The sequence below is a fragment of the Dietzia sp. NPDC055343 genome (assembly GCF_053645265.1).
The window spans coordinates 47,443-55,610 of the sequence record NZ_JBSHMJ010000026.1 but is presented as its reverse complement, the minus strand read 5'-3'; the positions used below and the strand labels follow the sequence as shown (position 1 = coordinate 55,610).

The 8,168-nt window shown below is 71.6% G+C and carries 8 protein-coding genes, 1 tRNA gene, 1 other RNA gene and 1 pseudogene; 4 read left to right on the top strand and 7 right to left on the bottom strand.

The annotated features are described in order from the left end of the window. The 4 genes and pseudogenes from rnpB to ACWIE7_RS13150 all read right to left on the bottom strand — a co-directional run. Nucleotides 1-234, bottom strand: an RNA gene (rnpB, locus tag ACWIE7_RS13165) — RNase P RNA component class A; the annotation flags it as partial. Nucleotides 235-271: 37 nt separating this feature from the next. Then, nucleotides 272-907: pseudogene (locus ACWIE7_RS13160) on the bottom strand (histidine phosphatase family protein); the annotation flags it as partial. 8 nt (nt 908-915) lie between these two features. Then, nucleotides 916-1,647, bottom strand: coding sequence for a zinc ribbon domain-containing protein (locus ACWIE7_RS13155; RefSeq protein WP_452099433.1), 732 nt, complete (start codon nt 1,645-1,647; stop codon nt 916-918). Between the two features lie 11 nt (nt 1,648-1,658). Continuing rightward, entirely contained in the window at nt 1,659-2,849 is a 1,191-nt protein-coding gene (locus ACWIE7_RS13150) for a Nif3-like dinuclear metal center hexameric protein (RefSeq protein WP_454069442.1), read from the bottom strand. 220 nt (nt 2,850-3,069) lie between these two features. Here ACWIE7_RS13150 and ACWIE7_RS13145 point away from each other — a divergent pair, with 220 nt between their 5' ends. The 4 genes from ACWIE7_RS13145 (at nt 3,070) to ACWIE7_RS13130 (ending at nt 6,488) form a co-directional block, all read left to right on the top strand. After that, nucleotides 3,070-3,738, top strand: a complete 669-nt coding sequence (locus ACWIE7_RS13145) for an HAD hydrolase-like protein (RefSeq protein WP_452099431.1) — start codon at nt 3,070-3,072, stop codon at nt 3,736-3,738. After that, nucleotides 3,728-4,201, top strand: coding sequence for a low molecular weight protein-tyrosine-phosphatase (locus ACWIE7_RS13140; protein WP_452099430.1), 474 nt, complete (start codon nt 3,728-3,730; stop codon nt 4,199-4,201). The genes ACWIE7_RS13145 and ACWIE7_RS13140 overlap by 11 nt, the downstream gene beginning before the upstream one ends. Nucleotides 4,202-4,231: 30 nt before the next feature. After that, nucleotides 4,232-5,251, top strand: a complete 1,020-nt coding sequence (locus ACWIE7_RS13135) for an SURF1 family cytochrome oxidase biogenesis protein (protein ID WP_452099429.1) — start codon at nt 4,232-4,234, stop codon at nt 5,249-5,251. Between the two features lie 64 nt (nt 5,252-5,315). Then, nucleotides 5,316-6,488 carry an RCC1 domain-containing protein gene (locus ACWIE7_RS13130; protein ID WP_454057110.1) on the top strand — a complete coding sequence of 391 codons (1,173 nt, stop codon included), beginning with the start codon at nt 5,316-5,318 and terminating at the stop codon, nt 6,486-6,488. Between the two features lie 36 nt (nt 6,489-6,524). On the opposite strand, the gene ACWIE7_RS13125 is transcribed toward ACWIE7_RS13130, so the two are convergent. From ACWIE7_RS13125 to ACWIE7_RS13115, 3 genes are all read right to left on the bottom strand, one after another. Beyond that, the gene (locus ACWIE7_RS13125; RefSeq protein WP_454069441.1) at nt 6,525-7,397 is read right to left on the bottom strand and encodes an MBL fold metallo-hydrolase; all 873 of its coding nucleotides are present in this window, start codon (nt 7,395-7,397) and stop codon (nt 6,525-6,527) included. 46 nt (nt 7,398-7,443) lie between these two features. Beyond that, a tRNA-Val gene (locus ACWIE7_RS13120) sits at nt 7,444-7,519 on the bottom strand. 141 nt (nt 7,520-7,660) lie between these two features. Continuing rightward, entirely contained in the window at nt 7,661-8,095 is a 435-nt protein-coding gene (locus ACWIE7_RS13115) for a DUF3052 domain-containing protein (RefSeq protein WP_452099426.1), read from the bottom strand. Between the last annotated feature and the right edge of the window lie 73 nt (nt 8,096-8,168).

The following is an 8,168-nucleotide window of genomic DNA, read 5'->3' as shown; positions in this document are numbered from 1 at the left end:
GCGGGGTTTACCTAGCCACCCCGGTCACCCGGGGTGCTGGTGCGCTCTTACCGCACCGTTTCACCCTTACCGCACCAACGGCGCGGCGGTCTGTTTTCTGTGGCACTGATCCCGCGGGTCACCCCGGGTTGCCGTTAGCAACCGCCCTGCTCTGTGGAGTCCGGACTTTCCTCGGGAGGCGGGCCTGTCGCCGACCGGCGATGGTCCCCGTCCCGCGGCCGTCCGGCCGGCTCGTTCGCCAGACAGTCTAAACTCTCGCGGCTCTGGACCTTCAGTCGAGATGCGAGGTGTCGTTGACCAGGTGGACCGAGGTCGGCCCGTCAGAGTAGAAGCGCACGTCCGAGACGGACGCCAGGTCCAGATGCAGCCGGAACAGCAGATCGTCGCCGGCGTTCAGCCCCGCCCGGATCGCGAGCTTGATGGGCGTGACGTGGCTGACCACCGCGACGACCCCACCGGGGCGCTCGTCGACGATCCGGCGCAGCCCCCGCTCGACACGTTCGCGGACAACGGCGAAGCTCTCCCCGCCCGGGGGCGCGACGGTGGTGTCGCCGAGCCACTGCGAGTGCACGTCGGGGTCCTGTTCGGCGGCCTCGCGGAAGGTCAGCCCCTCCCAGGCACCGAAATCGGTTTCGATCAGGTCGTCGTCGACGAGCAGCGGGACACCTGCCGCCTGGGCCGTGCGCTCGGCCGTGGCCAGGCATCGGCGCAGCGGCGAGGACACCACGGCCGCCAGGTGCGGCTGCGCCGCCAGGCGTGCGGCGGTGCGCTCGGCCTGGGCGACGCCGAGCTCGGTGAGTTCCGGGTCGCCCTGACCGGAGTAGCGTCGGTCCACCGACAGCGGCGTCTGACCGTGCCGCGCGAGCAGGATGTGGGTGGGCCTGCCGACGGCCCCGGTCCAGCCCGGGCCGCCGCTCACGAGTTCGCGGTGCGGACCACGATCACGCCGCACTCGGGACAGTTCAGGACCTCGTCGGCCGCGGCGGAGCGGAACGCCGAGATCGTGCTGCGGTCCAGGTCCATGGCACACGCCGAGCAGCGGTTGCCGTTGAGGATCGCGGCGCCAACGCCTGCGGAATCCGCACTACGGCTGTAAAGCTCCAGCAGGTCGGCGGGCACGTCCTCGGCCTCGCGCGCCCGCTCCGCGATCGTCGCGGTGACGGAGTCCTCGAGCTCGGCCAGAGCGGTGTCGCGGACGGTGATGGCCATACCGATCTGCGCATCCAGGTCGGTGACTACTGCTCCGGAATGCCGTACATCGGCCTCGACCGCCTCATGGCGTTCGCCGAGCTCGGCCAGCTCCTCCTGCAGAGTCGCCTCGCGGCGGGCCAGCGACCGGAGCTCGTACTCGAGTTCCGTGCTCTGTCGTTCGGAGATGCCGCCGGCAGCAAGCATCTTCGAGTCGTTGGCGCGGCGCTTACGAACAGCGTCGAGGTCCGAGCGCAGCTTGGCGATCGCCCGGTCGAGATCCTCGACGTGGATCCCGGCGCGCGCCGCCGACTCCACTCCCGCCCGCCGCTGCGCCTGAAGATCATCGAGAGCCGCCTGCTCCGGCAGCGCATCGCGCCGGTGCGTGAGCCCGGCCAGTCGCAGGTCGAGGTCGGCGAGGTCGACGAGTCGACGCTGGAGGTGGGGATCGGCCTTCATGGGGCCCAAGACTACCGCCGCCCGCCGCCGTCTCCCCCCGCGGAGACCGTCCACGGGTCGGTACGTCGGTCACACACCGTCGCCACGACCCCGGCCCGCTCCTCGAGCAGCGCGGCGGCCTGGGCGCACCACGGGAACTCGAGCGCCCAGTGGGCGGCGTCGACGAGCATCGGCCCGCCCTCGCGGAGGTGCTCGTCGACCACGTGGTGCCGCAGGTCGCCGGTCAGATACACGTCCGCACCGACCGACCGGGCCAGACCCAGCAGCGAGTCGCCGGACCCGCCACACAGTGCCACGCGGCGGATCCGTGCCTCCGGGTCACCGGCCGCGCGGACCCCCCACGAGGTGGACGGCAGCCTGCCCGCCACCAGCCGGGTGAACTCCGCCAGCGTCATGGAAGCGTCCAACTCGCACACCCGACCGAGGCCGGCGTCCTCTGCGCTCGGCGCGGGTCCGGCACGGTTGACCAGCACGTCCATGGCAGGAACCTCGTACGGGTGGCCATCGATGACGGCCCGTCGCACCACCGACCGCAGCTCCGGCGGGGCGACGAACTCCACCCGAAGCTCGGCCACCTCCTCGGCCTCACCCACCGCGCCGATCGTGGGATCGGTGCCGTCGCCGGGTCGGAACCGCCCCGTCCCGGCAACCGAGAAGGAACACTCCGTGTAACCACTCATCCGCCCCGCCCCGGCGGCGAACACCGACTGCATCAGCGTGTCGACGTCGCCCTCGGGCACCGTCACGACCCACCGGTCGACCGTTCCGTCACCGCTCGGTGCCAGCGGCCGGCCGGGGGTCAGCCCCAGCACCTCGGCGAGGGCGTCGTTGACACCCGGCCGGGCCGAGTCGGCGTTGGTGTGCGCCGAGAACAGGGCGCACCCACCTGCGATGAGCCGGTGCAGCAACCGCCCCTTGGGGGTATCGGCGGCGACCGAGTGCACACCCTTCATCAGCGGCGGGTGATGGACCAGCAGCAGGTCGGCGTCCTCGGCGAGCGCGTGATCGACGACCTCGTCCGTGGCGTCCACGGCCACCACGACCCGCCTCACCGGCGCCGAGCGATCCCCCGCCACCAGCCCGACCCGATCCCACGACTCGGCGAGTCGGGGCGGGTAGGCCTCCTCGAGAATCGCTATGACCTCGCCGAGGGTCGGGGCCCCGGGGGTCGCCGGCTCGGTTGCTGCAGATCCGGTGGTCACTGTGATTCCCCTATCCGTCCCGCGTCCGCCGCACGCGGACGACACCGCCCACCATCGTGCCCCGCCGCCCCCGCGACTGTCCGCGGCACCGGTGAAGTATGAGGGGGTGGGGGCGATGTTGCCGTCGTCGCTTCTCCCCGTCCCCCGGGCCACTCACCCACGCCACCCGCTCCCCCGGCCGGCCCGGCCCCGCGCCGGCGATCTCTGGGAGGATGGCGGCATGTCCGACCGACCGATCCTGCTCGTCGACCTCGACGGCACCATCACCGACTCCCTCGACGGCATCTCCCGCTCCCTCCAGCACGCCCTCGATGCCGTGGGCGGCCGCTGGGACTCCTCGCGCGACATCCGCTCCATCGCCGGGCCGCCCATGACGGAGACCCTCGCCTCACTCGGTCTGGCCGGCGCCGACCTGGACCGCGCGCTGGCCGCCTACCGCGAGCGCTACGACGAGGTGGGCTGGCAGGAGAACGCCGTGTTCACCGGCATGGACACCCTCCTGAACCGACTCGCCGTGGACGGCTACCGGATGGCCGTGGCGACCAGCAAGGACCAGGACGCCGCGCGGCGGATCCTCGCCCACTTCGACCTGGCCGCGCCGTTCGAGTTCATCGGCGGCGCCGACCTGTCCGTGGGCAGGCTGGCCAAGGCCGACGTGATCGCTCATTCCCTCGATGCGCTCGGGGTCGCGGCCGTGCCCGCTGCCGACGGCGGGACCCGGGGCGCGCTGATGATCGGCGACCGGGAGCACGACGTCGAGGGCGCGGCCCTGTACGGCATCGACACCGCGCTGGTGCGGTGGGGCTACGGGCGGCCTGAGGAGTGGAACGACGCGCGGTGGTCCGCGATCGACACGGCCGACCTGGAGGCGATCATCCGTGAGCAGTGATCGCGTGCGAGTGGTGTTCGTGTGCACCGGCAACATCTGCCGCTCCCCCATGGCCGAGTCCATGGCGCGGCAGGCGTTCGCCGACGCCGGGATCGGCGACCAGGTGGTCGTGTCGAGTGTGGGGACCGGCGGGTGGCACGTCGGTGACGGCATGGACCCGCGGGCGGCCGCCGAGCTCGAGGCGCACGGGTTCGGCAGCGTGCATGCCGCGGCCAAGCTCTCCGGCGCTGATCACGACGCCGACCTGGTGGTGGCACTCGACAGCGGCCACCGCGACCACCTGCTCGCCGAGGACGTGGCCGCCGAGCGGATCCGTCTGCTGCGCTCGTACGATCCGAGCGCCGACGGCACCGACGTCGCCGACCCCTACTACGGCGACCACAGCGGTTTCACCCGCACCCGCCTCCAGATCGCGGCCGCGCTGCCCGGCCTCGTCAGCGAGGTGCGTGGCCTGCTCGGGTAGCCCCGCCGGTCCGACGGATACCCTGGAGGCATGCGGAATCTGCGGCGTTTCCTGACCCCCGGCTGGGTTCTGGGTGTGTTGGCCGTGATCGTGTTCGCCTGGGCGTGCTTCGCGATCCTCGCCCCGTGGCAGCTCGGCAAGAGCGGCGACCTCGACGCGCGCAACGCGCGGCTCGCCGAGTCCGTGGAGGCGGCACCGGCGCCGTTGGCCGAGGTGGTCTCGAGCCCCGGGGACTACGCCGAGCGCGAGTGGCGTCTGGTCACCGTCGCCGGGCGGTGGCAACCGGAGGCGGAGGCGCTGCTGCGGCTGCGCTCGGTCGACGGCGAGCCCGTCTACCAGGTCCTCACCGCGTTCGCCGCCGATGACGGCCGGGAGTTCCTGGTCAACCGCGGCTACATCCCGGTCGGCGAGAACAACACCGTGCCGGAATACGAGGCCGCCCCCGGCGGGAACCTGGAGATCACCGCCCGGCTGCGCGCCGCGGAGGACGGGCAGGCCGAGCCGGTGACCGTGGACGGGCTCCCCGCGGTCCGGATCGTCGACCCCGTGGTCCTCGGTGAGACCCTCGGCCAGCCGGTGGAGACCGTCGGCTACCTGCAGTTGTCCGGCGGCCAGCCCGGCGCGCTCAACCCGGCGCCGATTCCGTCGATCGAGGCCGGCCCCTACCTCTCGTACGGCCTGCAGTGGCTCGCCTTCGGCATCCTCGCGCCCGCGGCGCTCGGCTACTTCGCGTGGTCCGAGGTCAAGGCCCGGCGTCGCGACGCCGAGGAGGCCGCGGTGTCCGACGTCGAGGCGCGAGACGCCGGTGGTGGCGAACCCCGCGATGATTCCGACGACGACACAGTCACCGGCGACACCCCCACCCGCGCGCGTGCCGGGACCGGTACCCCCGGCTCCGGCGCTGACGGGGCCGGCGCTGACGAGGCCGGCGCCGATCCGACCACCAACGTGGCGATAGCCCGGGAGCGGGCGATGCGGGCCCGCTACGGCCAGCGCGACGACGCGGAGAAGCGCCGGGCGCACCGACGCGCGGACCGCCTACGCTCCTGATATCCGGCCGCGCGATTCACCTGAACTCCCCCGCCGTCGCCGTCCATGCGGTGAGATCGCTGATATGACTCGACTGTTGCGCGCCCTGGGCGCCGCGACCTCGCTCGGCATGGCCCTGGCCGGACTGACGTCGTGCACCGCCGCCGACCGTGCCGTCACGACCGCGGATCAGTGCTCGGACTCCTCGGCCGCCCCCACCCCGGACCGGCACGAGCCCGGGCAGGCGATCCTGATGGCACCCGCCGTGCGCAGCTCACTTCCCGTCGGACCCGTCCGGGGCTGGGAGCAGGTCGTCTCCGTCGCCGACGGGCGCACCACCCTTGCGGCCGTGCACACGGACGGCACGGTCTCGGTCGTCGGCGTCGACTACCAGGGATCGCTCGCCGGCACCGGCGGCGGCGCCGGCGAAACCCTCGCCCCGCGGGTCGTGCCCGGGATCTCCGACGCGGTCTCGGTGGCCGCCGTGGGTTCGAGCTTCCTCGTCACGCACCGCGACGGCACGGTGACGGGATGGGGTGATCCCCTGATCGCCGACGGCGGACAACGCGATGACGAGCTCGACGGCATGGCGCCCACCCGGGTCGGCAAGGTCGAGGACATCGTCCACATCGCCGACGGCAGTCTCAACGTCCTCGCGCTGCGCGCCGACGGACGCGTCACCGGGTGGGGCACCAATCTGGTCCGGAGTCTGGGGGAACCGAACGGAACCCGCGTCCGCGACATCAAGGACGTCTCCGGAGCGGTCAGCATCGCCAACCCCGGGGACGTCGCCGTGATCGCCACCGGCGCCGGCGAGGTGTGCGCGTGGGGCAACAACCAGAACGGTCTGCTCGGCGTAGAGCCGCGAGGCGGTGAAACCGCGAGGCCGGTGCGGGTGGGCGACCTCGAGGGTGTGTCACACGTGGCCGGCGGCATCAATTATGCGCTGGCCCTGGATAGGGAAGGCCGGGTCTGGGCCTGGGGGCGCACGGTGTCAGGTGTCCTCGGCGACGGGAACACCGAGAACACCGCGATAGCCACCCCGCGCGAGGTCCCCGGTCTGCCCCCGCTCACGCGGATATTCGCCGCTGACTCCGCCTCGTACGGGATCGACGACGACGGCGGCCTGTGGGCGTGGGGAGGCAGCCGCCGGGAGGGACCGTACGAGAACACCGATCGTCTTCCCTACCTGCTCCCGCTCCCCGGGCCGGCCCAGGAGGTCTCGGGCAACGTGGTGCTGCTGGGACCCTCGTCCTGACCGGGATCCGACTCGGGGTCACCACATGATCCCCGCTCAGGCGAGCCGGAAGTCGCCACCCTCGTCGACGGCGAGACCGCGGGAGACCAGGTCTTCGAGGTGTTTGACGCACACCTCCCGCTCCATGTGGTCGGCGAACAACGGCCGGGGGCCGGGCCGGTAGAGGACACCCTCGCCCACCATCTCGTCGGCCCGCGACCTCCCCGCCCCGAGCAACTCGACTACCCGGGCTTCACGGACATCCATCATCGACGCGTATTTCGCGAGCGCGTCCCGGTACTCGGCTCGGTCGGAGAACGGACCCTTGTGGTGGAACGTCGCGTAGCAACGGGCCTCAACCTGCGCACAGATCGCCACGGTGCGACGCATGTCGCCCAGGCTCGCACTTCGATCGCTGTAGAGGGGGCCGAACGCGGACAGGTCGACGTCCGCGAGGAAGAGAACCCCGTCGGGCTCGATGAGAAAGCCACAGTGCCCCGCCGTGTGGCCGGGCATGGGGATCACCGTCGCCGTCACCCCACCACCGAGGTCGAAGACCTCGTCATCGGTGTAGGTCGAGACGTCAGGGATCGGGGCCCAGTCGAAGGCGTCCCGCATCTCCGCCTCCCAGGCACCCCGGGCGAACCCCATCTCGTCGACGAACGCCTCCCAGTCCCTGACTGGGCCTGCGTCCTTCTCGTGGACCACGACCGGGCCCGTGCGGCGACCGGCGCCCACGACATGATCCTCGTGGAAGTGGCTGAGCAGCAGCAGGTCGGCCGCGGTGGGGTCCAGATGGGTGGCCGAGTCGAGCAGGATTACACTCTCGCCCGCCCGGATCTGCAGCGGGTTCCCGTCGGGGTAACGACCCCCCTGCGGTCCGACGAGCTGGTCGACATTCGGTCCCAGTGGGCGTCGCCGGGCATTCATGCGCGCTACCTCCGCTCACGAGGGGACGCACGGACTGCATCTTCCGTGGTGCGCGCGGAGGGAATCGAACCCCCGACCGCTGGTGTGTAAAACCAGAGCTCTAACCGCTGAGCTACGCGCGCGTGATCCGGTGCGTCGAGCGCACCGGTGCAGGTGAGACTAACGCACTCGCCTCGCGGACCGACTGCCGCCCCGCCCCCGGTTCGCCGGGGGCGGCGCTCACATTCGGCCCGGGCGAGAACGCGTTACCGACCCGGGAAGGACTACTTCCGGGGAGCGCTGTTCTTCCGGAGAGTGAGTCGGCTACCGGCCCAGTCGCCGAGGGCGGCCGTCCGGGTCTGCAGCATCCCCGCGGTCTGCGCCGATTCCGCGATGACCGCCGGCTCGACATGCCCGTCCAGCCCCGTCTTGGGGGTGAGGACCCACACGGATCCGTCGTCCGTCAGAGGAGTCACCGCATCCATCAGCCGATCGACGAGGTCGCCGTCACCGTCGCGCCACCAGAGCAGCACAGCGTCGACCACCTCATCGGTGTCTTCCTCCAGCAACTCTGATCCGACGGCGTCCTCGACAGCCTCGCTGATCGACTCGTCACAATCGGAATCCCATCCGACCTCCTGAACGAGCATGCCCTCCGCCAGTTCGAGCTGACCAGAAACCTGGTCCGCTTCGCCCTGCTGGTTCGCCGCGGCGACCACCGTGGTGTTCCTCCCTCTAATCCGGGTTGATGTTTCGGTTCTTCGCTGACTAGGAACAGTACCCGCGCACGGG

Coding starts and splice junctions, on each gene's coding strand:
- ACWIE7_RS13155 (WP_452099433.1), bottom strand. CDS start 1,647: ATGAAGGCCGATCCCCACCTCCAGCGTCGACTCGTCGACCTCGCCGAC.
- ACWIE7_RS13130 (WP_454057110.1), top strand. CDS start 5,316: ATGACTCGACTGTTGCGCGCCCTGGGCGCCGCGACCTCGCTCGGCATG.
- ACWIE7_RS13125 (WP_454069441.1), bottom strand. CDS start 7,397: ATGAATGCCCGGCGACGCCCACTGGGACCGAATGTCGACCAGCTCGTC.
- ACWIE7_RS13135 (WP_452099429.1), top strand. CDS start 4,232: ATGCGGAATCTGCGGCGTTTCCTGACCCCCGGCTGGGTTCTGGGTGTG.
- ACWIE7_RS13145 (WP_452099431.1), top strand. CDS start 3,070: ATGTCCGACCGACCGATCCTGCTCGTCGACCTCGACGGCACCATCACC.